General features: G+C 67.8%; 23 protein-coding genes and 1 pseudogene. 11 read left to right on the top strand and 13 right to left on the bottom strand.

Annotated elements, in window-relative coordinates:
• Positions 1–110 (top strand): annotated as a pseudogene (locus ACTF4R_RS16080) (AMP-binding enzyme); the annotation flags it as partial.
• Positions 111–280: 170 nt separating this feature from the next.
• Positions 281–1,900, top strand: a complete 1,620-nt coding sequence (locus ACTF4R_RS16075; RefSeq protein ID WP_440008868.1) for a class I adenylate-forming enzyme family protein — start codon at positions 281–283, stop codon at positions 1,898–1,900.
• An 85-nt stretch (positions 1,901–1,985) separates the two neighbouring features.
• On the opposite strand, the gene ACTF4R_RS16070 is transcribed toward ACTF4R_RS16075, so the two are convergent.
• From ACTF4R_RS16070 to ACTF4R_RS16040, 7 genes are all read right to left on the bottom strand, one after another.
• The gene (locus ACTF4R_RS16070) at positions 1,986–2,387 is read right to left on the bottom strand and encodes a universal stress protein (protein WP_433627806.1); all 402 of its coding nucleotides are present in this window, start codon (positions 2,385–2,387) and stop codon (positions 1,986–1,988) included.
• Between the two features lie 67 nt (positions 2,388–2,454).
• Entirely contained in the window at positions 2,455–2,727 is a 273-nt protein-coding gene (locus ACTF4R_RS16065; RefSeq protein WP_440008867.1) for a DUF7520 family protein, read from the bottom strand.
• 258 nt (positions 2,728–2,985) lie between these two features.
• Positions 2,986–4,722: a cytochrome c oxidase subunit I gene (ctaD, locus tag ACTF4R_RS16060; protein WP_440008866.1), complete on the bottom strand. Its 1,737-nt coding sequence runs from the start codon at positions 4,720–4,722 to the stop codon at positions 2,986–2,988.
• Between the two features lie 57 nt (positions 4,723–4,779).
• Positions 4,780–4,989, bottom strand: a complete 210-nt coding sequence (locus tag ACTF4R_RS16055; RefSeq protein WP_440008865.1) for a DUF6684 family protein — start codon at positions 4,987–4,989, stop codon at positions 4,780–4,782.
• Between the two features lie 102 nt (positions 4,990–5,091).
• Positions 5,092–5,457, bottom strand: coding sequence for a DUF7541 family protein (locus ACTF4R_RS16050; protein ID WP_440008864.1), 366 nt, complete (start codon positions 5,455–5,457; stop codon positions 5,092–5,094).
• Positions 5,458–5,543: 86 nt separating this feature from the next.
• Positions 5,544–6,842: an MFS transporter gene (locus ACTF4R_RS16045; RefSeq protein WP_440008863.1), complete on the bottom strand. Its 1,299-nt coding sequence runs from the start codon at positions 6,840–6,842 to the stop codon at positions 5,544–5,546.
• Positions 6,843–6,925: 83 nt separating this feature from the next.
• Complete coding sequence (locus ACTF4R_RS16040) at positions 6,926–7,309, bottom strand: hypothetical protein (RefSeq protein WP_440008862.1); 384 nt, start codon at positions 7,307–7,309, stop codon at positions 6,926–6,928.
• Positions 7,310–7,825: 516 nt separating this feature from the next.
• Between ACTF4R_RS16040 and ACTF4R_RS16035 the strand changes: the two genes are divergently transcribed.
• The 4 genes from ACTF4R_RS16035 to dnaJ all read left to right on the top strand — a co-directional run bounded on the left by ACTF4R_RS16035 (position 7,826) and on the right by dnaJ (position 12,470).
• The gene (locus tag ACTF4R_RS16035; RefSeq protein ID WP_440008861.1) at positions 7,826–8,350 is read left to right on the top strand and encodes a DUF7344 domain-containing protein; all 525 of its coding nucleotides are present in this window, start codon (positions 7,826–7,828) and stop codon (positions 8,348–8,350) included.
• Positions 8,351–8,460: 110 nt separating this feature from the next.
• Positions 8,461–9,123 (top strand): nucleotide exchange factor GrpE, encoded by a 663-nt coding sequence (locus tag ACTF4R_RS16030; protein WP_440008860.1) that lies wholly within the window; start codon positions 8,461–8,463, stop codon positions 9,121–9,123.
• 176 nt (positions 9,124–9,299) lie between these two features.
• Entirely contained in the window at positions 9,300–11,222 is a 1,923-nt protein-coding gene (dnaK, locus tag ACTF4R_RS16025) for a molecular chaperone DnaK (RefSeq protein WP_440008859.1), read from the top strand.
• Positions 11,223–11,312: 90 nt separating this feature from the next.
• Positions 11,313–12,470: a molecular chaperone DnaJ gene (dnaJ, locus tag ACTF4R_RS16020; RefSeq protein ID WP_440008858.1), complete on the top strand. Its 1,158-nt coding sequence runs from the start codon at positions 11,313–11,315 to the stop codon at positions 12,468–12,470.
• 83 nt (positions 12,471–12,553) lie between these two features.
• Here dnaJ and ACTF4R_RS16015 read toward each other — a convergent pair whose 3' ends face one another.
• Positions 12,554–13,216, bottom strand: coding sequence for a cupredoxin domain-containing protein (locus ACTF4R_RS16015; RefSeq protein WP_440008857.1), 663 nt, complete (start codon positions 13,214–13,216; stop codon positions 12,554–12,556).
• A 57-nt stretch (positions 13,217–13,273) separates the two neighbouring features.
• Positions 13,274–14,713 carry a short-chain fatty acid transporter gene (locus ACTF4R_RS16010; protein WP_440008856.1) on the bottom strand — a complete coding sequence of 480 codons (1,440 nt, stop codon included), beginning with the start codon at positions 14,711–14,713 and terminating at the stop codon, positions 13,274–13,276.
• A gap of 151 nt (positions 14,714–14,864) precedes the next feature.
• On the opposite strand from ACTF4R_RS16010, the gene ACTF4R_RS16005 reads away from it, so the two are divergent.
• The 4 genes from ACTF4R_RS16005 to ACTF4R_RS15990 all read left to right on the top strand — a co-directional run bounded on the left by ACTF4R_RS16005 (position 14,865) and on the right by ACTF4R_RS15990 (position 18,618).
• Positions 14,865–16,058 (top strand): threonine synthase, encoded by a 1,194-nt coding sequence (locus ACTF4R_RS16005; protein ID WP_440008855.1) that lies wholly within the window; start codon positions 14,865–14,867, stop codon positions 16,056–16,058.
• 105 nt (positions 16,059–16,163) lie between these two features.
• Positions 16,164–16,583, top strand: coding sequence for a cobalamin B12-binding domain-containing protein (locus tag ACTF4R_RS16000; RefSeq protein WP_113277571.1), 420 nt, complete (start codon positions 16,164–16,166; stop codon positions 16,581–16,583).
• Positions 16,580–17,599, top strand: coding sequence for a methylmalonyl Co-A mutase-associated GTPase MeaB (gene meaB / locus ACTF4R_RS15995; RefSeq protein ID WP_440008854.1), 1,020 nt, complete (start codon positions 16,580–16,582; stop codon positions 17,597–17,599). The genes ACTF4R_RS16000 and meaB overlap by 4 nt, the downstream gene beginning before the upstream one ends.
• A gap of 80 nt (positions 17,600–17,679) precedes the next feature.
• Entirely contained in the window at positions 17,680–18,618 is a 939-nt protein-coding gene (locus ACTF4R_RS15990) for an alpha/beta fold hydrolase (RefSeq protein ID WP_440008853.1), read from the top strand.
• A gap of 4 nt (positions 18,619–18,622) precedes the next feature.
• Here ACTF4R_RS15990 and ACTF4R_RS15985 read toward each other — a convergent pair whose 3' ends face one another.
• The 4 genes from ACTF4R_RS15985 to ribH all read right to left on the bottom strand — a co-directional run bounded on the left by ACTF4R_RS15985 (position 18,623) and on the right by ribH (position 21,941).
• Entirely contained in the window at positions 18,623–19,036 is a 414-nt protein-coding gene (locus ACTF4R_RS15985) for a Zn-ribbon domain-containing OB-fold protein (RefSeq protein ID WP_440008852.1), read from the bottom strand.
• Complete coding sequence (locus ACTF4R_RS15980) at positions 19,033–20,199, bottom strand: thiolase domain-containing protein (RefSeq protein ID WP_113277567.1); 1,167 nt, start codon at positions 20,197–20,199, stop codon at positions 19,033–19,035. Before ACTF4R_RS15980 ends, ACTF4R_RS15985 begins: the two co-directional genes overlap by 4 nt.
• A gap of 196 nt (positions 20,200–20,395) precedes the next feature.
• Positions 20,396–21,538 carry a pyridoxal phosphate-dependent aminotransferase gene (locus ACTF4R_RS15975; protein ID WP_440008851.1) on the bottom strand — a complete coding sequence of 381 codons (1,143 nt, stop codon included), beginning with the start codon at positions 21,536–21,538 and terminating at the stop codon, positions 20,396–20,398.
• 1 nt (position 21,539) lies between these two features.
• A complete protein-coding gene (ribH, locus tag ACTF4R_RS15970; protein WP_113277565.1) occupies positions 21,540–21,941 on the bottom strand; it encodes a 6,7-dimethyl-8-ribityllumazine synthase in 402 nt (133 codons plus the stop codon).
• A gap of 108 nt (positions 21,942–22,049) precedes the next feature.
• Here ribH and ACTF4R_RS15965 point away from each other — a divergent pair, with 108 nt between their 5' ends.
• The gene (locus ACTF4R_RS15965) at positions 22,050–23,807 is read left to right on the top strand and encodes a flippase activity-associated protein Agl23 (protein ID WP_440008850.1); all 1,758 of its coding nucleotides are present in this window, start codon (positions 22,050–22,052) and stop codon (positions 23,805–23,807) included.
• The last annotated feature ends 7 nt before the right edge of the window (positions 23,808–23,814 follow it).

The following is a 23,814-nucleotide window of genomic DNA, read 5'->3' as shown; positions in this document are numbered from 1 at the left end:
TGCGCCGGCTCTTGGAGGACATCGCCAACGACGAACAGCTCGGCGACACCTCCACCCTCCGCAACCCCGAGGTCGTCTCGGACATCCAGCAGAAGGTCCAGGACGACTGAGGGGAGTCGTCCTGTTCACGCGTAGACGGCGCGTTCCGGTTCGACCGGGGACCGCTACCGTGTCCTCTTCCTGCTTCGATCCGCCCGAGTTGTCGGTCGCTATCCCTCTCGTCCCGTGAAGATTTGCACTCACCACAACGTATATCATCAAAGTAAATGTCCTTCTCCCCATGCACAAACCGCTGCTCGTGACGGACTTTCTCGACCGGGCCCGGAATCATTACGGCGACCAGGAGGCGGTCGTCGCGACGACCGGGGAACGGTACACGTACGACGAACTCGGCGACCGGGTCGACCGACTGTCGGCGGCGCTCGCCGAGCGCGGCATCGAGAAGGGCGACCGCGTCGCGGTGCTGGACCCCAACACTCACTACCACCTCGAAACCGCCTACGCGACCATGCAACTCGGGGCGGTCCACACGCCGCTCAACTACCGGCTCACCCCCGACGACTTCGAGTACATCCTTTCCGACGCGGCGGTGGACGCCGTCGTCGCCGACTACGACTACGCCGACAAGATAGAGGCGGTGCGCGACTCGGTGCCGACCAGCGTCTTCGTCAGCAACGACGCCGACCGGACGGACGGCGACTGGGAGGACTTCGAGGCGGTCGTCGCGGCGGCCGACCCCGACGGCTACGAACGTCCGGAGATGGCGGAAGACGAAGTCATCACCATCAACTACACCTCCGGGACCACGGGCGACCCGAAGGGCGTGATGCGAACGCACCGGACCGAGACCCTCCACGCCTACGTGCTCTCGGTCCACCACGAACTGTACGACGACGACGTCTACCTCTGGACGCTGCCGATGTTCCACGTCAACGGCTGGGGTCACATCTACGCCGTCACGGGGATGGGCGCGAAACACGTCTGCACGCGCGGCGTCGACGCCGCGGACGTCGTCGAGACCATCCGGAACGAGGACGTGTCGTTCCTCTGTGGCGCGCCCACGGTGCTGAACATGCTGGTCGACTACTACGAGGCGAACGGACGACCTGAGATGGCCGGCGAAAACGACGTGCGCGTCACGACCGCGGGGAGCGCCCCGCCGGAGGCGACCATCCGGGCCGTCGAAGACGAGTTCGGCTGGTACCTGAAACATCTCTACGGTGCGACCGAGACGGGACCGCTCATCACGACGTCGGACGCGCGGCGGCTGATGGACGGCGACGCCGACGACCGGTTCGAGCTCAAGAAACGCCAGGGGATGGGCGTCCTCGGCACGGAGGTCGCGGTCGTCGACGACGACGGCGAGGACGTGCCTCGCGACGATTCGACCATCGGCGAGATCGTCGTCCGCGGCAACCAGGTGATGGACGGCTACTGGGAGAAACCCGAAGCGACCGAGGAAGCGTTCGACGACAAGCGCGAGGGCTGGTTCCACACGGGCGACCTCGCGGTCGTCGACGAGCACGGCATGGTCTCCATCCAGGACCGCAAGAAAGACATCATCATCTCCGGCGGCGAGAACATCTCCAGCATCGAAATCGAGGACACGCTGTTCGAACACGACGACGTCTCGGACGTCGCCGTCGTCCCCGCCCCGAGCGACCGGTGGGGCGAGACGCCCAAGGCCTTCGTCGTCCCCGCGTCCGACGACCCCGACGAACCAGGCGTGACCAAAGCGGAGCTCCGGGAGTTCACGAGAGAACGCATGGCGTCCTACAAGCGGGTCGACCGGGTCGAGTTCGTCGACGACCTGCCGACCACAGCGACGGGCAAGGTCCAGAAGTACGAACTCCGCGAGCGGGAGTGGAACGACGAGGACCGCATGGTCGGCGAGGGGTAGGGTCGAGCGGTCTGGCGGCGCACTGATGCAAGAACGGGCCGACCGCGCGGTGGACGGGAGACCCGCGTCCGCAGCGTCGCGAGCCCTACTCCGCCTCGCGCTCGCCGGCTACGATGACGGGACGGTCCGCGTTGAGCACGACCGACTGGACGACGCTGCCGAACAGCGCCTTCCCGGCCGGCGATCGCTTGCGCCCGCCGACGCAGATGGCGTTCGCGTCGCGGTCGCGGGCCGCGTCGAGTATCTCCTCAGCCGGGTCGCCGCTCGTCTCGACCACGTCGACCTCGACGCCCGCGGCGTCGAACGCTTCCCGGGCGCGCCGGACGCCCGCCACCTGCGGCGCGGAAGCTCCCCGGGGGTTGTCGGTGAACGCGTGGAACAGCGTCGCGCGCACCTCGTCGGCGGCAGCGGGGAGTTCGGTCACCGCCTCCGCCTGGGCGCGCGCTCGCGATTCGTCCTCGTCGAGTGCCACGAGTACGTGATACATAGCCGCCGTTTCGACGCGAACGGGCTTATTGGTTCGCGTGAACGGACCGCTCGCTGCGGTTCCGCGCCTACACGGCGTCGTCGTCGAAGCGGTTGGAGACGTACACCACCAGCGCGAGGGGGACGCCGAGAAGGAGCGCGATGGTCACCATCCCGTAGACGGCCAGGCCGACGGGCGTCGGCTGAATCTCGAGGACGCCGAACAGCGCCACCGGGTCGAGTTCGGTACCGAGCAAGTCGGGGGCGAACGTACCGATGAGCGCGCCGGCGACGCCGGCGAACGAGACGATGAAGGCGTACATGCCGACGACCAGCGACGGACCTTCGAGTCGGGCGGGCACGCCTCGAGCTAACGACACCGAGAGGATTAGCCTTTTCATTCGACCGCACGTAGTACGACCATGTCCGAGAAGGAACTACTCGCTCTCGTACTCGGCGGCCTCACCGTGCTCATGTTCTCCATGGGCATCATCCTCGCGGTGACGTGACCGACGCGCTGCAGACGTCGCTCGCGAACGACTCGTTCTCCCGGCGGTCGTCGCCGGTCTATCGAGCGACGGAAAGAGAAAGGGAACGGCGGTCGTCTTCGCCAGTCGGACTCAGTCGTCCGCGGGACCGTGGCCGTCGGTCTCCTCACCGCCGTCGGTGATGGCCGTCTCCTGCTTCCGTTCGAACCACTCCCACTCCTTCGTGCGGAGCCCGTCTTCTTCGAGCTTCCAGGGGTCGGGCCCCTCGACGAGCGGTCCCTCCAGCCAGGACTGGGCGACGTTCCAGACGAAGATGAGCTGACCGATGCCCATGAGGAACGCGCCGACGGTGGCGACCTGGTGCCAGGTGGCGAACTGCGGCAGGTAGGTCGCGTAGCGGCGCGGCATGCCGCCGTAGCCGAGGAACAGCATGGCGAAGAACGTGACGTTCGAGCCGATCATCGTCAGCCAGAAGTGCCAGTGAGCCAGCCGCTTCTGGTACATCTTCCCCGTGAAGATGGGGAACCAGTAGTAGAACGCCGAGAATCCGGCGACGGCGATAGCACCCATGACGATGAAGTGGAAGTGCCCGACGACGTAGTAGGTGTCGTGGAGCACGAGGTCGATGGGAATCGCGGCGAGGAAGACGCCGGTGACGCCGCCGATGATGAAGTTCTGGACGAACCCGATGCTGAACAGCATCGGCGCGGTCAGGCGCAGCCGGCCGTTCCACATGGTGGTGATCCAGTTGAACACCTTGACCGCGCTCGGTATCGCGATGGCCAGCGACACCGCCATGAAACTCGCCCGAATCCGGGGGTCGATGCCGGTGGCGAACATGTGGTGGGCCCAGACGCCGAACGAAAGGACGCCGATGGCCAGCGTGGAGTAGACGACGAACTTGAACCCGAACAGCTTCCGGCCGGAGAACCGCGGCAGGATGAGACTGACCAGTCCCATCGGCGGTAGCACGAGGATGTACACCTCGGGGTGGCCGAAGAACCAGAACAGGTGCTGCCAGAGGATGGGACCGCCGCCTTCTGTCGCGAAGAACGTCGTCGCGAAGTTGCGGTCGAGCAGCAGCATGACGAGCGCGCTGCCCAGCAGCGGGAACGAGAACAGGATGAGCCCCGACTGGGTGAGCAGCGTCCACGAGAAGATGTCGAGGTCGGGCCAGCCGACGTCGTCGCCGCGCTCGGTGAAGATGGTCGCGATGAAGTTTATCGCACCCATCGTCGCCGAGACGCCGGTCAGGTGGAGTCCGAGCAGCATCAGGTCGATGGCGCTCGACGTTTGCTCGACGGACAGCGGCGTGTACATCGTCCAGCTCGTCTGGGACGGGGCGACTCCCGGGATGAAGAAGCCGGCCCAGATGAGTAGCGCACCCGGGGGCAGCAGCCAGAACGCGATGGCGTTGATGCGCGGGAACGCCATGTCGTCTGCCCCGATAAGCAGCGGGATGAAGTAGTTCCCGAACGCCGCGATGATGGGCGTCCCGAACAGGAACAGCATGGTGATACCGTGCGTGGTCAGAAGAGCGTTGTAGAACGTCGGATCGATGATATCCGTCTGGGGAGCGAACAGCTCCGCCCGCATCAGCAGGACGGCGATGCCGCCCCACGCGAACGCGAACAGGGCGTAGGCCCCGTACAGCATTCCGATGTCCTTGTGGTCGACAGTCGTCAACCAGCGTACGATGCCGGACGGTTTCTCCTCGTGGACGTGCTCGGAGTGCTCACCGTACCCGTACCCCCCACTGCCGAGTGGCGCGTACGACCGCCAGTCCTCCAGGCGCGTGAGGAAGGCGGCGACGGCGAGCAAGAGCACCCCCATCACGACTGTGAGAGCAATCTGCCCAGTATCTGCCATAGGAGACGCTGAGGACTACAGGGTAAAGAAAGGTAAGGTTCCGTCGCTGTACGGGGCCTAGATTTCCCGTGCCGCGATATACGTTAACAGGGCGAGCAGGGTGAAGGGGACGATGATGAGACCCCAACTGACCAGTTCGACGAGTTTGTCACCGGTCTTGAGGCTCTGGAACAGGAAGAGGACGAAGAAGAACGCCATAATCCCTAGCGGAACGACGTTCACCGTGATGTCCAGCAACGTTTCCTTGTCGAAGACGCTCTCTGCCATATTATCGGGAGGTAGCGTCGGCGGCATCAAATAGGTTTGTGGTTCCGACCGGACTCGCGGTCGTTCGGCGTCACGGGCGGGACGACGTCTCTCGCGCCGTTTTCACGCCGCCGACGGTTGCCACAGCGCCCCCACGACGCCGCCGACGAGCAGTGCGACGCCGCCGACGAGGATGGCAGTTCCGCGCAACTGAACCGACCCGGCCGTCTGGGTCCAGAGGAGACCGCCGACGGCGAACGCCAGGCCGGCACAGACGACGAGTGCCTTCCACGGGTCGGCGATGTACTCGGATTCGCGGAGGATGCCGACGACGCTCCCGACGAACATCAGCATCCCCCCGACGGCGACGGGAAAGAGCACGTCGGCGAGCACGATGCCAACCTCGAACAGCGCGAGCCCGACCGCGACGAACATCGGCCACGGACTGGACTTTCGATACTGGTCGGACAGCCCCGGTCGTTCGTCCATGTGCTGGGGTTGGAGCCTCGGTGGTTTCACGGTTGCGTCTCGCGCTGGCGCTTTCGGCGCGGCTCGCCGACGACCGTGGCCCGGACTCAGTCCCCGGCCACAGCGTCCACGTCGGGCGCGGGGTCGATGCTGAAGAGCGACGCGAACACGACCGAGGAGACGACGATGAACGCGGCAGCGGACCAGAACGCGACCCAGACCGTGGTCGCGTCCCAGATGGCACCGATGAGGACGGGGCCGCCGACCTGCCCGACCTTCCACGCGATGGAGCGCAGCGAGAGGCTGGAGGCGACGGCGTCGAAGTGCTCGCCCTCCTCGACGAACAGCGCCATGCTCGCCGGCAGTCGGAGGCTGTCGCCGATGCCGAGGACGGCGTACGCCGCGAACAGGACGAAGAAGGCTCCCGGAAGCTCCATCGACCCTCCGAAGGCCCTGATAGTCGTTCCCGGCACGTACTGGTGGGCCACCCCCGCGAAGGGGATGAGCGCGGTTCCAATCGCGTACACGAGCGCGCCCGCGAGGATGAACTGGTACTTGTTCCCGACGCGGTCGGTCCAGTCGCCGACCTTCCCCTGCGTCAGGGACTTCGTCAGCTTCCCGCCGGCCATGATGCCACCGATGACGAACGGGTTGATGCCGAACTCCGTGCGGGCGTAGATGGGCAGGAAGATGATGACTGCCATCTTTCCGACGCTGAACGCGACCCGGAAGAAGACGAGAGCCCTGATGGCGGTCCGTTCGAGCAGCGTACGGATTGTCTCGACGCCGGTCGCCACCTCGGGGTCTTTCCGCCCGCCGGGGTTGTCCCGGAGGAAGAAGAACACCGCGACGAACGCGCCGAGCGTGATGGCGCTCAGCACCGCGTACGTCAGCGAGAAGTCGTAGAGGTAGAGGAGCAGGCCGCCGAAGATGTCTCCGAACAGGCTGGAGAACGCGCCGACCTGGTTGTAGGTGCCGATCCACAGCCCCCGCGACCCCTCGTCCGATATCTCGCCGACGACGGTCGTTCCGGTGAGCCAGAGCATGCTCGCGCTCAGTCCCTGGAGCGCCCTGATGAGGATGACGTGTTCGACGGTCTCGACGAACGCGAACCCGACGAACACGAGGACGTTGAGCAGGAGGCCGGCGAGCAGGAACCGCTTGGAGTCCTGGATGTCGATGTAGCGGCCCAGCGGGAGCACGATGAGCAACTGGACGACCGCGAACGCCGTGCCGAACAGACCCTCGACCGTGCTGCTGGTGTGGAACATCTCGGCGTACAGCGCCAGCGCGATGAGGATGGTCGAGTACGCCTGGCTCCGGGCGAACGCGGTGCCGGCTAACGCGAGGAACTCGCGGTCACCGAACAGGCGGAGCGAACTCCCGCTACTGGACTCTGCAACCACTGTTACGAATCGAAATAGACGACGGGATTATAAGAATCCCGGCTTTCGTCTCTCGGATTACCGAAAGGTTTCTGGCAGGAAACTTAGTCTTCGAGCGCGTCGGCGATGCGCTGGAGCTGTCGCGTCGCGTCCCGGACCTCGTCGCGGAGCTGTCGCACCTCGCGGACGAGCTCCTCGTTGCCCTCGCTCTCGCCGCCGGGACCGCCGCCCATGCCGCCGGGGCCGCCACCGCCGCCCATCATGCCGCCCATCATCTGCGCGAACGGGTTGCCGCCACCGCCGCCCATGCCGCCGGGGCCGCCGCCGCCGCCGAGGGCCTCCTTCATGCGCTCCTCGCGGTCGCCCTCTTCGCCTTCCTCGGCGCGCTTCTCGCGGATCTCCTCGACGCGTTCGCGGAAGGATTTCTCCTCCTCGCTGCCCTCGTTCTGCTCGGTCGTGTCCTTCTCGTTGGATTCGTCGTCTGCCATACGTCCGATTTCTCTCGCAGGGCGGAAAAGGGTTGTGACACCCACGCTCGCGCGACGAGAAACGGAACGTACCGCCGTCTGGCGCCCCCGGCCGTCGTCGACGCCCGGGACGCTACGAGTAACGCCCGTTATCCGTTCGAGCCCGGACGTCAGCCCACGATAACTCGACGGTGAACGGGGATACGTCGCCGTCGACCCTCGATAACGCTCGGTCGAGCGAGATAATCCGTCGTGTCGGTCGCAGAACGACGGTTGAACGCGTTTCGGGTCGCCTTTCGACCGGTCGCCGTCCCGCCCCGGGTGGGTCCTCACCGTCGGGGGCCGGACCGTCCCCCCCCTCGTCCGTTTCGGTCCGTTCGCTTCGCGCGACTCGTCTCGACCGGTCGACGGTCCGTACGCCGAGTCGTCGGCGTAATCGACACACCGCGTGGCCCGCGTCCCCGGGGTAGTCCGTGAACGACACGAACGGTGAGGGGGGTTAAACTCCGGTCACGCCCTTGGAAACCGGAGGAGACGATGACGGACAGAGGAACCGCTCCGGCGGACGCATATCCCCACGGGTGGACCGTCTCCGTGACGCTTTTTGTCCGGGCGGTCCGATCGGTACTTCTCGCGCTCTCGTGGGCGTACCGCCACTCGCCGGACCCGGAGGTTGGCCGTCTGGCGAACCGTGACGCGCGACGGTCGGTTCCGGACGGCGGTACGCCGGTCCGCTGGTTCGCCCTGCTTCGACTGCTCGCGGACCGGCGCACCAGGTACGTCCTCTACTATCTCGCCCGGCGCGACTCCCGCCCGGTGAGACTGGAGCGGCTCGCCCGTCAGGTCGCCGCCTGGGAGTGGGACGTGTCGGTCGACGAGGTCCCCGAAGACGCCTACGAGCGGACGTTCGTCGAACTGGTCCAGACGAATCTCCCGGCGCTGGCGACGGCCGGCGTCGTCGAGTACGAGCCCATCGGCCTGATGGCGGGCCTGGCCGACGTCCCGGAGTCGCTCGCCTCTCTGCTCCGGGTCGCCGCCGAACTGGAGACGTCACGGACGTGAGTTCGGTCCGCTCTCCAGCGCGGCCGTGGCTCCGGTCGTCGTTCCGGCGCTCCGTCGCTCCGTCGCTCCGTTTCTGAAACCTTAAACGCGTACGGCGGCTTCGTTCGTGTATGACCGAGGAGGAGGCCGCCCAGACGCCCGACGAGGAGCAGCCAGAAGGGACCGAACCGGCCGACGACGCGGACGCCGAGAGCGAGACGGAGCAGTCGGTCGAGGACGTACTCGGCTCGACGAGCACGTCGCTCGTGGCGAAGGTCGCGGTCGAGGACGAGGGTCTCGCCGTGGACCTCGAGGAGCACCTCGCGGACCTCGAACGCAGGCGCGAGGAGGCCGAGGCCGAAGCCGAGGAGTTCGAGTCGAAGTTGAAGCGAAAGCAGGCGGACTTCCAGAACTACAAGAAGCGAGCGAAGAAGCGCCAGGAGCAACTCGAAGAGCGCGCGACGGAGGACCTCGTGGAACGACTGCTCGACGTCCACGAGAACCTGAAACGGGCCGTCGAGGACGAACACGAGAACGTCGAGAGCCTGCGCGAGGGCGTCGAACTGACGCTGAAGGAGCTGAACCGCGTGCTCGACGAGGAGAACGTCACGGAGATAGAACCGGACCCCGGCGAGGACGTCGACCCGCAGCGCCACGAGGTGATGATGCGCGTCGACAGCGACCACCCCGAGGACACCATCGCGGACGTGTACCGCCCGGGGTACGAGATGGCCGACAAGGTGCTCCAGTCGGCGCAGGTAACCGTCAGCGACGGCGAGGGCGACGAGGGGTAGCGGCGACCCTCGGCGTCGGAACGGGAGCCGGGATGGAGTACCGGTTCGTGATAAAACTCCCGGATGGGAGCGCGTACCGAACCAGGAATCGCAAGCAGGCGCCGAGGTCGTCTTCTGGGCAACGTCGTAGCGTCTAGTAACCTTTAACCGCCCGAAACGGCTACGTTGGCCCAACGATGGCGAGCAACAAGATACTGGGTATCGACCTCGGTACCACGAACAGCGCGTTCGCGGTGATGGAGGGCGGCGACCCCGAAATCATCGTCAACGGGGAAGGCGACCGAACCACGCCGTCGGTCGTCTCCTTCTCCGACGACGGCGAGCGACTCGTGGGCAAACCCGCCAAGAACAAGGCGGTCCAGAACCCCGAGGACACGATCCAGTCCATCAAGCGTCACATGGGCGAGGACGACTACACCGTCGAGGTCGACGGCGAAGAGTACACGCCGGAGCAGATCTCGGCGATGATTCTCCAGAAGATAAAGCGGGACGCCGAGGAGTACCTCGGCGACGACGTCGAGAAGGCCGTCATCACGGTCCCCGCGTACTTCAACGACCGCCAGCGCCAGGCCACGAAGGACGCCGGCGAGATCGCCGGCTTCGAGGTCGAGCGCATCGTCAACGAGCCGACGGCCGCGTCGATGGCGTACGGTCTCGACGACGAGACCGACCAGACCGTGCTCGTCTACGACCTCGGCGGCGGGACGTTCGACGTCTCCGTGCTGGACCTCGGCGGCGGCGTCTACGAGGTCGTCGCCACGAACGGCGACAACGACCTCGGCGGCGACGACTGGGACCAGGCCATCATCGACTACCTGGCCGACGAGTTCGAGAACGACCACGGCATCGACCTCCGCGACGACCGCCAGGCGCTCCAGCGCCTGAAAGACGCCGCCGAGGAAGCGAAGATAGAGCTCTCCTCGCGCAAGGAGACGGACATCAACCTCCCGTTCATCACGGCGACCGACGACGGACCGGTCCACCTGGAGGAGAGCCTGACCCGCGCGAAGTTCGAGAGCCTCACCGAGGACCTCATCGAGCGCACGGTCGGCCCGACCGAGCAGGCCCTCGACGACGCCGGCTACTCCGAGAGCGACATCGACGAGGTCATCCTCGTCGGCGGTTCGACCCGGATGCCCCAGGTCCAGGAGAAGGTCGAGGAGATGACCGGCCAGGAGCCGAAGAAGAACGTCAACCCCGACGAGGCGGTCGCGCTGGGCGCGGCCATCCAGGGCGGCGTCCTCTCCGGCGACGTGGACGACATCGTCCTGCTCGACGTGACGCCCCTCTCGCTCGGCATCGAGGTCAAGGGCGGCCTCTTCGAGCGTCTCATCGACAAGAACACGACCATCCCGACCGAGGAGTCGAAGGTGTTCACCACCGCGGCGGACAACCAGACCTCGGTCCAGGTCCGGGTGTTCCAGGGCGAACGCGAGATAGCGGAGGAGAACGAACTGCTCGGCGAGTTCCACCTCACCGGCATCCCGCCGGCCCCGGCCGGAACGCCCCAGATCGAGGTGTCGTTCAACATCGACGAGAACGGCATCGTCAACGTCTCCGCCGAGGACCAGGGCTCCGGTAACAGCGAGGAGATAACCATCGAAGGCGGTGCCGGCCTCTCCGACGAGGAGATAGAGCGCATGCAGGAGGAGGCCGAGCAACACGCCGAAGAGGACGAGCAGCGCCGCGAGCGCATCGAGGCGCGCAACGCCGCCGAGAGCGCCGTCCAGCGCGCCGAGAAGCTGCTGGACGAGAACGAGGAGGAGATCGACGACGACCTCGAATCGGACATCCGCGAGGAGATCGACGCCGTCGAGGAGACGCTGGACGACGACGACGCGACGAAGGAGGACCTCGAGGAGGCCACCGAGAGCCTGAGCGAACAGCTCCAGGAGATCGGCAAGCAGATGTACCAGGAGCAGGCCCAGGCCGGCGCGGGTGGCGGTCCCGGCGGTGCCGGCCCCGGCGGCATGGGCGGCGGCCCCGGCGGCGCTGGTCCGGGCGGTGCAGGTCCGGGCGCGGGCGCCGGTGGCGACCAGCAGGGCGAGGAGTACGTCGACGCCGACTTCGAGGACGTCGACGACGACGAGGAGCAGTAGCGACGAGGAGACGGCGGCCACGAAGGACCGCTGGGCTCGCGACGCCAACGGACCCTTCAAGTGACTCCGACTTTTATCGAGGGATAACGAATGAGCGAGGACTTCTACGACGTGCTCGGCGTCAGCCGTGACGCGAGCGAGGACGAGATTCAGGAGGCCTACCGGGAGAAGGCGACGCAGTACCACCCGGACGTCAGCGACGACCCGAACGCCGAGGAGAAGTTCAAGAAGGTCAAGAAGGCGAAGGAGGTACTGACCGACGAGGAGAAGCGCCAGGCGTACGACCAGATGGGCCACGACCGCTTCGAGCAGGCCGAGAAGCGCGGCGGCTTCGACGGCGGTCGCGGCGGCGCTGGCGCCGGCCAGGGCAACCCCTTCGGCGGCGCCGGCGGCGGCATGGGCGGCGGGATGGGCGACATCTTCGAGCAGTTCTTCGGCGGCGGTGGCCAGCGCGGCGGCTCCCGGCCGCGCCAGGGTGCAGACCTGCGGACGACCATGACCATCGACCTCGAAGAGGCGTACCACGGCGCGGAGAAACAGGTGACCGTCCGCCGGCCGGAGCGCTGTGACACCTGTAACGGCGAGGGTCACCCGCCGGGAACCGACGCCCGGACCTGTCCCGAGTGCAACGGCCAGGGACAGGTCACCCAGGTTCAGCAGACGCCGTTCGGTCGCGTCCAGCAGTCCCGCACCTGTCCGCGCTGTGAGGGCCAGGGCGAACTGTACGAGGAGACCTGCAGCGACTGTGGCGGCGACGGCGTCGTCCAGCGCGAGGCGACGCTCTCGGTCGAGGTGCCGGCCGGCATCCAGGACGGCCAGACGCTACAGATGGACGGCGAGGGTGCGCCCGGCGAGAACGGCGGCCCGAACGGCGACATGCTCATCGAGGTCTCCGTCCGCGACCATCCGGAGTTCGAGCGGGACGGCGCGGACCTCCACCACCGCGCGGCCGTCTCGTTCCCGCAGGCCGTCTTCGGGGACACCGTCGAGATTCCCACCGTCGACGGCTCCGTCGAGATGGACGTTCCCGCCGGCACCCAGAGCGGCGAGACCTTCCGCCTGCAGGGCAAGGGAATGCCCCACCTCCGGCGGCGCGGCCACGGGGACCTCTACGTCAAGGCGCAGGTCGTCACGCCCGAATCGCTGAACGACGACCAGCGCGAAGCCCTCGAAGCGTTCGCCGAGGCCGGCGGCGAGGAGGTCGACGTCGAACAGGGCTTCTTCGAGAAGATAAAGAACAGCTTCTAGCGCCGTCGTTTTGCTGCGCCGGGGCGCGTTCCGACGGTCGCCTCGACCGGTGATTCTCGACGGTCGGTCGGCACGACCCGTCGTCAGTCTCCGCGTCGCCGGAGCAGGTAGGCGAGACCGGCGAGACTACCGAGCGCGGCGAGGAGACCGACTCCGGGCTGGCCGCCGTCGTTGGCGGTGTCGCCGGTCGTCGTCTCGGTCGCCGGCGTTTCGTCCGTCGTGGCGCTCGGCCCGGTTCCGGTGGTCGTCGTCTCGGTCGCCGTCTCCGTCGTTCCGGTCGTCCCGTTCGTCCCCGCCGTTCCGTTCGTCGTCCCCGCGGTCCCGTTCGTCGTCTGCGTCGCGGTCGTCGTGGGCTGGCGGACGACTATCTTCCCGCGCATCGTCTCGGGGTTGACCTGCGAGAAGTACGTCGCCATGCCGGGTTTGGCGGTGAACTCCACCGTCTGTACGCCGCCTTTCTCGCTGATGATCTCCGTCTCCTTCAGCACCTCTCCGTTCTCGTTCTCGATGGCGAAGTTGTGCGGTTCGCCGTCCACGTTCTCCCAGGAGACGACGTACTTCTGGCCGGCGACGAGGCGGAGCGTCGGGTTCGTCTCGTCGGCGATGGCCTCCGGGGAGCGGCCCTGCCACCCCGACACGCTGCCCGCGAACTCGAACGTCTTCGTCTGGCCGCTGGCGACGCCAGCGACCGCGGTCGTTGCGACTACCGTGAGGAATCGACGGCGCGAGAGACGAGTTCCGCTCATGCAGTCTGGACTTCTATCATCTTCGACGGTGCGAACGACCTTATCTCGTTCGGCGGGTCACATGGGCAGGACCGTGATGCCGACGAGGATTATCGCGCCGCTGCCGAGCAACACCATCACGCAGTACCCCATGATGTCCCGGACGGAGAGGCCGCTGATGGCCAGCAACGGGATGGCCCAGAACGGCTGTATCATGTTCGTCCACGCGTCGCCCCAGGCGGCGGCCACGGCGATGCGGGGAACGCTCGCGCCGCCGGCCTTGGCGGCTTTCACGAGCGTCTCGCCGACGACCGCCCACTCGCCGCCGCCGCTCGGGACGAAGAAGTTGACGAGCCCTGCCGTCAGGAAGGCGATGGCGGGCAGCGCTCCGTCGGGAGCCACCGCGACCATGCCCTGGGCTATCTGGGTCGCGAGGCTGGTCGACCCCTCCGGCGCGTAGCTCATCACGCCCATGATGCCGGCGTAGAAGGGGAACTGGAGGATGATGCCCCAGACGTTCTCGACGGCCTCTTTCATCGCCTCGACGTAGGCCGCCGGCGTTCCGTGGAGCAAGAGCCCGAGGAAGAGGAACGCGAAGTTGACGACGTTCAGCCCGAGGTTGTTCCACGGCATGACGCCGTCGTCGACGAGCGGAACGGCGAAGTACAGCAGGACGGCGACGACGCCGGAGAGACCGATGGCCCACGCGACGGCGGCGGAGTGTTCGATTCGGTCGGCCATCGTCGCGTGCTCGGACGGCGCGGTCACGGCCGCGGGTTCGCCACCGTCGGCCTGGGCGTCGTCCAGCGTTTCGGGGTCGATGGTCGTCTTCTTGCGCTCGTCGTCGGGGTACATCAGCAGGTAGAGCGCGGGGAGAAAGAGGAAGCCGACGACCGCGACGAGAGCGAGGTTGGCGACCGTGAAGATGGTCTGGCCCGTCGGGATGGTCGCGTCCAGCACGCCGCGTGCTATGAGGAAGTTGCCGTTCTCCGCGCTGGAGTTCATCACGAGCGGGATGGACCCGGCGAGGCCGCCGTGCCAGACGACGAACCCGGAGTACGCTCCGGCGACGACGATTGGGAAGTCGATGCTCCGCATCTCCTCGGCCACCTTGCGGGCGAATATGGCCCCGACGACCAGCCCCAGGCCCCAGTGGACGAACGAGGCGGCAGCGGCGACCACGGGGACGAACGCGGCCGCCCTGCGCTCGGTCGACGGGACCGCTGCGAGTCGCGAGAGGACGCTGTCGACGAGGTCGGTCTGGGCGAGGGCGTACCCCGTCATCAGGATGAGCGTCATCTGCATCGCGAACGTGAGCAGTCCCCAGAACCCGCCGTACCAGCCGTCGAGCACGAGCCCCCGGGCGTGGGTCAGATACCCCTGCTGGGGCTGGACGAACGTGAACGCCAGCCCGTACGCCACGAACGTCAACAGTATCGCGAACAGGAAGGCGTCCGGGAGGTAGCGCTCCACCACTCTGGAACTGCTCTCGGCCATCCGTCGAATCGCGTTTGCCATAGTACCGACTGGGACTCCCTAGCAACGACTTATAAACGTTCGTCAGACGCCGGTCTCGGTGACCCGCGCCGTGTCGGTCCGACGATGGCGTTCGACGGGAGCGCCGGGACCGATGGACAACGATTAGTCCCCGCCGGCAGAAGGTGCGCCCATGGAGACGACGGACGCCTTCATCGGCCTCACCTGCGTGGACTGCGGCGAGACGTTCGACGCGGAGACGGCGACCCACCGCTGTCCCGACTGCGACGGTATCCTCGACCCGGACTACGACTACGACGCCATCGACCTCTCCCGGTCGGAGCTCGAATCGCGCCGCTTCGACTCGATGTGGCGCTACGAGGAACTGCTCCCGTTCCCCCGCGACGCGGCGGTGTCGATGGACGAGGGCGCGACCGCGCTCGTCGACTGTCCGTCCCTCGCCGAGGAGATGGGCGTCGGGCGCGTGCTCGTCAAGGACGAGGGGCGCAACCCGACGGGGACGTTCAAGGACCGCGGCCAGACCGCGGCGGTGACGGCGGCGGTCCAGCACGGCGCGACCGACGTGGCGCTCAACTCGGCGGGCAACGCGGGACAGGCCGCGGCCGCGTACGCCGCGCGGGCAGGGCTGGACTCGCACGTCTTCCTCCCCTCGCGCGCCGGGTTCACGAACAAGGCGATGGTGAACGTCCACGGCGGCGACATGCGCGTCGTCGAGGGACGCATCGGCGACGCCGGGGCGGCCTACCAGGACGCGATGGCGGACAACGACGACTGGTACTCGGTGAAGACGTTCGTGACGCCGTACCGCCACGAGGGCAAGAAGACGATGCTGTACGAACTCGTCGAACAGGAGGGCTGGGAGGTCCCGGACGCGGTGGTCTACCCGACCGGCGGCGGGGTCGGCCTCGTCGGGATGCACAAGGCCGCGAAGGAGTTCCGCGACCTCGGACTGACCGACGAACTGCCGTCGATGTACGCCGCCCAGGCGGAGGGCTGTGCGCCCATCGTCGAGGCGTTCGAGGAGGGCCGCGAGGTCCACGAGACGTGGGAGACGCCCGACACCATCTGCGGCGGCATCGAGATTCCCGACCCCGGCGCGAGTCCGCTGATCCTGGACGCGCTCCGCGAGAGCGACGGCGGCGCGGTCGCGACCAGCGACGAGGACATCCTCGACTCGGCGGTCGCGGTCGCGCAGAACGAGGGCGTCGAGATGGGCGCGACCTGCGCGGCGGCCGCCAGCGGCGCGTGGGAACTCTCCCGGCAGGGGGAGTTCGACGAGGACGACACCGTCGTCCTCCTGAACACCGGAGCGGGCAACAAGGACGACGACGTGCTCCGCAGCCACCTGATGGGCAAGGGCATCTGAGCGCGGCGTTCCCGACAAGTTCAACAACCGGAGTTGGGTTATGACAAACGGAATTTCAAATGTACTTCCGTTAAAGTGAAAGCCGAACGGGCGGAAGTAGGTGGTATGAGCGCAGACCAGGAACAGCAGCAGTCGATTCGATGCCTCGTCGCCAAGGTCGGACTCGACGGCCACGACCGGGGAGCCCACGTCATCGCGCGGGCGTTCCGGGACGCGGGCTTCGAGGTCATCTACTCCGGACTTCACAACGCGCCCGACGAGATAGTGCAGGCCGCGGTCCAGGAGGACGTCAACGTCCTCGGCATCTCCATTCTCTCCGGCGCGCACAACACGCTCGTACCGAAGGTCATCGACGGCCTGAAAGAGTACGACGCGTTCGAGGACACCCTCCTCCTCGTCGGCGGCGTCATCCCCGACGACGACAAGGAGGAACTGAAGGAGATGGGCGTCGCCGAGGTGTTCGGTCCCGGCACGCCGATGGAGGAGACCATCGAGTTCGTCCGTGAGAACGCACCCGAGCGATGAGCGCGGAGCAGACGGACCTCGTCGACGAACTCCTCGCCGGTAAACACCGGGCGCTCGCCCGCGTCATCACGAAGATCGAGAACCGCGACCCTGGCTACCGCGACCTCGTCTCCGCACTGCACGCCCACACCGGCGACGCGGACGTCATCGGTATCACGGGTAGTCCCGGCGCCGGCAAGTCCACGCTCGTCGACAAGATGGCCACTCGCTACCGCGAGCAGGGCCTCACCGTTGGCGTCATCGCGGTCGACCCCTCCTCCCCGTTCACGGGCGGTGCGGTGCTGGGCGACCGCATCCGGATGGCGAGCAACGTCGGCGACATGGAGGTGTTCTTCCGGTCGATGAGCGCCCGCGGCAGCCTCGGCGGCCTCTCGACCGCGACCACGGACGCCGTGAAGGCGCTCGACGCCTTCGGCAAGGACAAGGTCATCATCGAGACGGTCGGGGCGGGCCAGAACGAGATAGACGTGGTCAGGACCGCCGACACGGTCGCCGTCCTCGTGCCGCCCGAGAGTGGCGACAACGTCCAGATGCTGAAGGCGGGCATCCTGGAGATAGGCGACGTGTTCGCCGTCAACAAGGCCGACCTCAAGGGGGCCGACCGCACCGTCCAGGAACTCACCGAGATGATAGAGATGCGCGACGACTACGGCGCGAACCTGGAGTTTCCGGGCGACGTCGCCGGCGTCGAGGAGTACGACTGGAAGCCCCGGGTCGTCGAGACGGTCGCCAAGGACGGGGAGGGCGTCGACGCGTTCCTCGACGTGCTCGAAGCGCACCGCGACCACCTCGAAGCGACGGGGATGCTCGAAGCGAAGGCCCGGACCCGGTACGCCGAGGAGATTCGCACCCTGCTGCGCGAGGACCTGAGCAACCTCGTCGAGGGCGAAATCGAGGACCACGGCGGCGTGGCGGAACTCGTCGAGGCCGTGGTGGCCCGCGAGACCGACCCCTACGCCGTCGCCGACGACGTGCTCGCTCCCCTGCGAGAGTGCGTCGACGAGAAGCGGTCGTAGCGACGTCACGTTCTCGCCTCGTCCCGGACGGTACGAGATGTGGCACAACGGCTAAATCCGGTGACGTATCTTGTTCACGTATGAGGCTTCGCAAACTCGTGACCGCCGCGGCCGGTGGGGCCGGCGCTGCTGCACTCGCGAACCGGACACTCTCCTGGCGCGCCGACCCGCTCGAACCGGCGCTGGAGGGGTATCAGGGGACGTACCGCTGGCGAGGATTCGACGTCGCGTACACGGAGGCCGGCGACCCCGAGGACCAGGACGTCCTCCTGCTGCACGGCGTCCACGCCGCCGCCTCGACCAAGGAGTTCGACCAGGTGTTCCGACAGCTCGCACAGACCTACCACGTCGTCGCACCGGACTTGCCCGGGTTCGGGCTCTCCTCGCGTCCGCCGGTGAACTACACCGCGGCGCTGTACGTCGACTTCGTGGCCGAGTTCGCGGCCGAACACACCGACGACGCCATCTGCGTCGCCTCCTCGCTGTCGGGCGCGTACGCGACGCTCGCCCAGCGCCAGCGGGACGTCTTCTCGCGACTCGAACTCATCTGTCCGACGGCGGACACGGGCGAGCGCCGGGCGTGGCTGCGCGCGCTGCTGCGGTCGCCGCTGGTCGGTACCGCGCTCTTCAACGCGCTGGCGAGCAAGCGCTCCATCCGGCGGTTCAACGAGCGCGACGGCTACTTCCGCGAGGCGTCGTACACCGAACGCGACGTCGCCTACCAGTGGCAGACCGCCCACCAGACAGGCGCGCGGTTCGCGCCCGCGTCGTTCGTCTCGGGGTATCTCGACCCCGACGCTGACCTCGGGGAGGAACTCGCGGCGGTCGACGTCCCGGTGACGCTCGTCTGGGGTCGCGACGCGAAGGTGACGCCGCTCGAGGAGGGGCAGGAACTGGCCGACCGCGGGGACACCCGCCTCGTCGTCTTCGACGAAGCGCGACTGCTCCCCCACGCCGAACACCCCGGCCCGTTCCTCGACGTGCTGTTCGACGAACTGACGCCGATAGAAGAGCAGTAGTCCGTTACCGCGGTTCGAGCACGAGCGCGCGCTCGCCGGTCGTCTCCGACTCGCCGACCGCCGCCGAGACGGCCATCCCGACGGCGACGTCTTCGCCGTCGAGGTCCGCGCCGTCCGCGCGCCGGACCAGCCCCGTCAGGCGAACCGGACCGAAGTCCGCGACCGCCGTGACGTACGGCGTGTCCTCCACGAACGACGGTGGCGCGACCGCTATCTCGGTGAACGTCTCTATCTCGCCCGCGTCGGGCAGCGGGGTCTCTTCGAGGTCGGTCGCGCCGCAGCGCGGACAGACCCGCCGCGGCGGCAGCGACCCGTGGCCGTTCTCGCACTCGAGGTAGAACCCCTCGCCCGCATCGACGGCGTCGAGCCAGTCGTCGTACCCCTCGTCGCGCACGTCGGGGGCTTCGATGTTGCTCATCGGCTCACCTCCAGGACGTGAACGGTCGTGCTCGCCACGGTGCCGCCCGCGTTGTGGGTGACGCCGCGGTCGGCGTCCGGCACGGCGTCGCTGTTGGGGTGGTCGCCCCGGAGGAGCCGGGTCATCTCGACCACCTGGCTGGTCCCCGTCGCGCCGACGGGGTGACCCTTCGCCTTGAGGCCGCCGGAGAGGTTGACCGGAAGGTCGCCGTCCCGGGTGGTCTCGCCCCGGCGCGCCGCGCCGACGGCCTCGCCGGGCGCGTAGAAGTCCAGCGCTTCGAGCGCGAGCACCTCGGCGATGGTGAAGCAGTCGTGGACCTCAGCCAGGTCCAGGTCCGTCGCGTCCACGCCGGCGTCGGCGTACGCCTCCTCCGCGGCCCGCTCTGCGGCGGGGGTGCGCGCCAGGTACTCCCGGCCCTGGAGCGCCATCCGGTCGCCGCCCTGCCCGGTGCCCGTCACCGCGACCGGCGCGTCCACGTCGTGTTCGTCGGCGTAGTCCTCGCTGACGAGGACGGCCGCGCTCGCCCCGTCCGTGATGGGGCAGGCGTCGTAGAGGCTCAGCGGGTCGGCGACGGTCGGCGCGTCGAGCGCCTCCTCGACGGTTATCTCGCGCTGGTACTGCGCGAACTCGTTCGGCAGCGCGTGCTCGTGGTTCTTCACCGCGACGTGCGCGAGGTCCTCGTGGCTGCCGCCGTACCGCTCGAAGTACGCCCGGGCCATCAGCGCGTACGCCCCGGGAAACGTCATCCCGGCGCGGACCTCGTAGAGGTCGTCGGCGGCGATGGCGAGGGCCTCCGTCGTTCCCGCGGTGCCGAGGTTGTTCATCCGCTCCGCGCCGCCGACGAGCACCACGTCCTCCTCGCCGTTGCGCAGGTCCTTCACGGCCTGCCGGACCGCCGCGCCGCTGGAGGCGCAGGCGCTCTCGTAGCGCGTCGCCGGCGCTCGAATCCCGGCGGCCTCCGCCATCAGCGGCCCCTGATGGCCCTGGTGTTCCGACAGTTCACCCATGAAGTTCCCGTAGTACAGCGAGTCGACGTCGTCCCGGTCCACGCCGGCGTCGTCGAACGCCGTCGCGCTGGCCTCCGCGAAGAGGTCCCGTCCCGTCCGCTCGGGATGCTCCCCGAAGTGCGTGAGACCGACGCCTGCGATCCGTACGCCTGTCATGGTCGTTCGTACGAGACGAACAGTTAAGAAAGACACCCTTCGACGGCCGTTCCGGGTCTCCGATGCGGTCTCGTCGGCCGAACGGTCCGGCGACGGCGGTCGCCGGCGCTGCGTCGACGGCCGGACGACGCCTCCGGACGGAGCCGTCGCGCTGTGCGTTCGCGCGGTGACGGTGTCGGAAAACGAGGGGCGGTCGCTACAGGAAGCCTTCGTCGGCCAGTCGCCGGACGGCCTCCTCGATGCGCTCGACGCTGTTGGCGTAGGACATCCGGGCGTACCCCGGCGCGCCGAAGGCGCTTCCCGGGACCGTGGCGACGTGGGCCTGTTCGAGGACGTCCTCGCACCACTGCTGGTCGTCGTCGGCGACGGGCAACATCATGTAGAACGCGCCGTCGGGCATCCGCACGTCCACGTCGTGCTCCTCGAGGAGGGCGGCCAGCCGGTCGCGGCGCTCGTGGAACGCCTCGACCATCTCGCCGACCGCGGCCTCGGTGCCCCCGAGCGCCTCGATGCCGGCGCGCTGGACGAAGTTCGTCGCCGAGGAGACCGAGTGGGAGTGGAGCTTCGACGCCTGCGAGACGAGTTCCTCGGGCGCGGCGAGGTAGCCGAGCCGCCAGCCCGTCATCGAGTACGCCTTCGAGAAGCCGTTGACGGTGATGGTGCGCTCGCGCATGCCGTCGAAGGTGGCGAGACTCGTCGGGTCGACGCCGTACGTGATGCGCTCGTATATCTCGTCGCTGATGACTGTCACGTCGTGGTCGACCGCGATGTCGCGCACCCCTTCGAGCGCGGCGTCCGAGTACACCGCGCCGGTCGGATTGTTCGGCGAGTTGACGACGAGCAGTTCGGTGTCGTCGGAGACGGCCTCGCCGAGGTCGTCGAGCGCGGGTTCGAGCTGGAAATCGTGGGGCGCGAGGTCGACCCGGTTCAGGTCGCCCCCGGCGAGTTTCACCATCGCCTCGTAGGACACCCACGCCGGGTCGAGCAGGACGACCTCGTCGCCGTCGTCCACCGTGGACTGGACCGCCTCGTAGAGGGCCTGTTTCGCGCCGGGCGTGACGACGACGTTGTCGGCCTCGTAGTCGAGACCGTCGTCCTGCAGCTTCTCGGCGATGGCCGCCCGGAGTTCGGGGACGCCCTTCGAGGGCGTGTAGCCAGTGTGTCCGGCGTCCATCGCTTCTTTCCCGGCTTCGACGACGTTGTCGGGGGTCGGGAAGTCCGGTTCGCCGACGCTCAGGTCCACCACGTCTTTCCCCTCGCTTTCGAGCTGCGAGGCGAGGCTGCTGATGGCGAGCGTCGCGCTCGGTTCGACTCGCTGAATGCGCTGTGAGAAGTCCATATCAGAGTTCCTCCGCGAGATCGACTGCACTTTCGACGGCGCGCGCGCCGTAGTCGGTGCGTTCGCGCGCTTCTTCGGCTGACATCCCCGGTCCCGTGATACCGAGCGCGACCGGCGTGTCCCGGTCGAGGCTCACGTCGCTGAGTTTCGCCGCGGCGGCGTGGCCGATGACCTGGTCGTGGTCCGTGTCGCCGGTGACGATGGTCCCGACGACCGCTACCGCCTCGACGTCCGGGCGGCGAGCGAGGCGGTCGGCGGCCAGCGGCGTGTCGTACGCACCGGGCACGTGCAGCGTCTCGACCACGTTCGCGCCGCGGTCCTCGGCCGCTTCGCGGGCCGACTCCTCCATCTCCTCCGTTATCGGCGCGTTGAACTCCGCGACGACGAGTCCGAGGGATACCATGTGTGGCGGGAGGCCAGCGCGGGTAAAAGAACTACCGCTCTCCGCAAGTACGGCTCCTCCCGTCGGTCTCCGGAAAGCTTGTATCCCCTTGACTTCTTGAGAGAACCGATGAGTTCGAGCCAACGCCCCGAATCGCTCCGTGCGGGCCTGCGGCGCCGCGACGGGACCGCGCTGGGAGTGGTCGCGGTCACCGTCCTGGCGCTCGCGTTGCGCCTGTTCGAACTGGGCGACCGGGTCGCCCACTGGGACGAGGCTCGCGTCGGCTACTGGATTCTTCGCTACCAGGAGAACGGGTTCTGGGAGTACAGCGCCGGCATCCACGGTCCCTTCTTCGGCATCGTGAACCGCGTCCTCTTCGAACTGTTCGGCGCGAGCGACTTCGTGGCTCGCCTCCCGGTCGCGGTCGTCACCGGCCTGCTCCCGCTCGCGGCGTGGCTGTACCGCGACCACCTCCGGGATTCGGAGATGGTCGCGCTCGGCCTCCTGTTCGCCGTCAACCCCATCCTGCTGTACTACTCCCGGTTCATGCGCAACGACGTGCTGCTCGCCGCGTTCGCGCTGTTCGCCCTCGGATTCTTCCTTCGCGCGCACGCGACCGGGCGACCGCTGTATCTCTACGCCGGGACCGCGTCGCTCGCGCTGGCGTTCACGACGAAGGAGAACGTCCTGCTGTACCTGCTGTCGTGGCTCGGCGCGGCCGTCCTCCTGCTCGACCACCGCCTCTTCCTCGCGCGCAACGAGGAGCGCGAGTGGACCGGCGTGCTCGCGGACGCGCTCGGGGACCTCGGGCGTAGTCTGGCGTCGTGGGCGCCCCACCTCCTGGTCGCGCTCGTCGAGTTCTTCGCCATCGTCGTCTACTTCTACGCGCCGCGCAGACCCGGTCCGGGCACCGGCATCGTCGACGCGGTCACGGACCCGACGCTCTGGCCGGCGGTCGTCGGGGAAGCGACCCTCGGGTCGTGGAACGAGTTCACGAACACGTGGCTCGGCAGCCAGGGTCACCCGTACCTTCCGTACTTCGAACACTACGTGACGGTGCTCGAACAGGGCGCGCTCCCGCTGGTCGCGTTCGCCGTGGTCGGCTTCGTGGCCGCGCGCTACGTCGACGAGCGCCCGCGGGACCTCGTCTCCTTCGCCTTCTACTGGGGTGCGGTCGGCGTCCTCGGCTACCCCCTCGCGACGGACATCCAGGCCCCGTGGGCGACGGTCCACGCCGTCGCGCCACTCGCCATCCCGGCGGCGGTCGGCGCGGGCCTGCTGTACCGCTGGGGACGGGAGGCGTACGAGCACGACGATTCGAGCGCGACGCTCGCGGCCGGCGTCGTCGTCCTCGTCGTCGCGTGGCAGATAGCGGTCCCCATGGTCGGCGCGGTGTACGTCCACCCGCAGGACGACACGATGACTCCGCCGCTGGGCGAGCAGACGGACAACCACATCGTCCAGTTCGGCCAGCCCGCGGACGGCATCCGCCCGACCCTGGAGAAGATGCAGGCCGTCGCCCGGACGAACGAGGGGACCGACGTGCTCTACTACGGGCACGTAAACGAGAACGGCGATTACATCTTCTACGTGCGCGACGAGGGCGACAACGACCGCATCCCGGCCGCGAGCGGCTGGTACAACCGTCTGCCGCTGCCCTGGTACACGGAACTCGCCGACGCGGAGGTCGAGAGCACGATGGACCAGCAGGACCTGGAGGGCGACCTGCCGCCCGTCGTCATCACGCGCTCGTCGAAGAGAGACCTCGTCTCGGCCCGCCTGGAGGGCTACCGGGCGTACGACGAGGAACTCACGCTCTGGGGGAGCGAGACGACCGTCTTCATCGAGAAGCGCGCGCTCCGGGAGGCGAGAAGCGACTCGGCGTGAGCCGTCC

Origin of the sequence: Halomicrococcus pelagicus (assembly GCF_051917725.1) — an archaeon.
In the GTDB taxonomy this organism is placed as follows: Archaea; Halobacteriota; Halobacteria; order Halobacteriales; family Haladaptataceae; genus Halomicrococcus.
This window is presented reverse-complemented; position numbering and strand designations above follow the sequence as displayed.

Coding starts and splice junctions, on each gene's coding strand:
- ACTF4R_RS16055 (WP_440008865.1), bottom strand. CDS start 4,989: ATGGCAGAGAGCGTCTTCGACAAGGAAACGTTGCTGGACATCACGGTG.
- ACTF4R_RS15990 (WP_440008853.1), top strand. CDS start 17,680: ATGAGGCTTCGCAAACTCGTGACCGCCGCGGCCGGTGGGGCCGGCGCT.
- ACTF4R_RS16070 (WP_433627806.1), bottom strand. CDS start 2,387: ATGTATCACGTACTCGTGGCACTCGACGAGGACGAATCGCGAGCGCGC.
- ACTF4R_RS15965 (WP_440008850.1), top strand. CDS start 22,050: ATGAGTTCGAGCCAACGCCCCGAATCGCTCCGTGCGGGCCTGCGGCGC.
- ACTF4R_RS16075 (WP_440008868.1), top strand. CDS start 281: ATGCACAAACCGCTGCTCGTGACGGACTTTCTCGACCGGGCCCGGAAT.
- ACTF4R_RS16015 (WP_440008857.1), bottom strand. CDS start 13,216: ATGAGCGGAACTCGTCTCTCGCGCCGTCGATTCCTCACGGTAGTCGCA.
- ACTF4R_RS15975 (WP_440008851.1), bottom strand. CDS start 21,538: ATGGACTTCTCACAGCGCATTCAGCGAGTCGAACCGAGCGCGACGCTC.
- ACTF4R_RS16000 (WP_113277571.1), top strand. CDS start 16,164: ATGAGCGCAGACCAGGAACAGCAGCAGTCGATTCGATGCCTCGTCGCC.
- ctaD (WP_440008866.1), bottom strand. CDS start 4,722: ATGGCAGATACTGGGCAGATTGCTCTCACAGTCGTGATGGGGGTGCTC.
- ribH (WP_113277565.1), bottom strand. CDS start 21,941: ATGGTATCCCTCGGACTCGTCGTCGCGGAGTTCAACGCGCCGATAACG.
- ACTF4R_RS16030 (WP_440008860.1), top strand. CDS start 8,461: ATGACCGAGGAGGAGGCCGCCCAGACGCCCGACGAGGAGCAGCCAGAA.
- ACTF4R_RS15985 (WP_440008852.1), bottom strand. CDS start 19,036: ATGAGCAACATCGAAGCCCCCGACGTGCGCGACGAGGGGTACGACGAC.
- ACTF4R_RS16010 (WP_440008856.1), bottom strand. CDS start 14,713: ATGGCAAACGCGATTCGACGGATGGCCGAGAGCAGTTCCAGAGTGGTG.
- ACTF4R_RS16050 (WP_440008864.1), bottom strand. CDS start 5,457: ATGGACGAACGACCGGGGCTGTCCGACCAGTATCGAAAGTCCAGTCCG.
- dnaK (WP_440008859.1), top strand. CDS start 9,300: ATGGCGAGCAACAAGATACTGGGTATCGACCTCGGTACCACGAACAGC.
- ACTF4R_RS15980 (WP_113277567.1), bottom strand. CDS start 20,199: ATGACAGGCGTACGGATCGCAGGCGTCGGTCTCACGCACTTCGGGGAG.
- ACTF4R_RS16040 (WP_440008862.1), bottom strand. CDS start 7,309: ATGGCAGACGACGAATCCAACGAGAAGGACACGACCGAGCAGAACGAG.
- ACTF4R_RS16035 (WP_440008861.1), top strand. CDS start 7,826: ATGACGGACAGAGGAACCGCTCCGGCGGACGCATATCCCCACGGGTGG.
- meaB (WP_440008854.1), top strand. CDS start 16,580: ATGAGCGCGGAGCAGACGGACCTCGTCGACGAACTCCTCGCCGGTAAA.
- ACTF4R_RS16005 (WP_440008855.1), top strand. CDS start 14,865: ATGGAGACGACGGACGCCTTCATCGGCCTCACCTGCGTGGACTGCGGC.
- dnaJ (WP_440008858.1), top strand. CDS start 11,313: ATGAGCGAGGACTTCTACGACGTGCTCGGCGTCAGCCGTGACGCGAGC.